At 62.3% G+C, this 839-nt stretch carries 1 protein-coding gene; it reads right to left on the bottom strand.

The features are described 5' to 3' along the window. The coding region (locus QPK27_RS25185; RefSeq protein WP_290420884.1) for a DUF4214 domain-containing protein at nucleotides 1-449 on the bottom strand (449 nt) is incomplete at its 3' end. Nucleotides 450-839: the final 390 nt, after the last annotated feature.

Raw genomic sequence — 839 nt, 5'->3', positions numbered from 1 at the left:
GTGGCGGCCTTGGCGGCGCGCGCCAGGGTCTTGAACGGTGCGGCCTTGGTGCCGGCGGCGGTGTCGGAGCCGTTCGGGGCGACGTAGTAGTTGAGGGCGGTAGCCGGGATCTTCGGGGTAGCCGGGGCCGCGTTACCGTGGAGCTTCAGATACTCAGCACTGGCCTTGAATTGCGCTTCGATGTGCGACAACGGCACGCCGTTGAGCATCGCCTGGGTCCAGAACTGCAGGCCAGCGGCATCGGGCTCGCGGCCAAGCAGGCTCAGGTACAGTTGGCGGAGCTGCTGTTGCGCGGTAGCGCTGCTGATGGCAGCGCTTGCGGACGGGGTCGTGGATTGGGCGGCGTGGGCGGCAGCACCGGCGAAGCTTGCTGCCAGCAGCACGGCTGCTGCGGCGCCGCGGGTCAGGTTGGTGCGGAAGTTCGAAGCGATGGTGACGGTGTTCTGCATCTGAAAGGTCCTTACCTCAATTAAACAATGTAATCCTTTGAGCGGTGGAAACTTCCTAAGTTCAACTTTTTTTAGGAAATTTTTTTGGGGGTATTAAATTTCCAAAAGAAATTTCCTATTGGAAATCAGCTACTTGCCAGACCGTTGGAAGATACGCGCAAGGCGTGCGCCGGGAGTGCCGGCGCGCTGCATGCCGGCGATGCTGCTGACTGTGGGAATTGCGTCGGACTGCAGGCCGGGCGCGTGCTGCTGCCCGGCGCTGCGTCAACGAGTGGAGCCGCTCCTGCTGCTCCAACGCTGCCTGATGCTGCTTAGTTCCGCTTAATGTTGATACGCGCCGAGGTCGATTGCGCCGCCGCGCGCCTTGCCATCGATGTCGGTGGCCGGCGC

Origin of the sequence: Massilia sp. YIM B02443 (assembly GCF_030411955.1) — a bacterium.
Taxonomy (GTDB): domain Bacteria; phylum Pseudomonadota; class Gammaproteobacteria; order Burkholderiales; family Burkholderiaceae_D; genus Telluria.
Note: the sequence above shows the minus strand (reverse complement) of the source record. Positions and strands in the feature narration are given on the sequence as shown.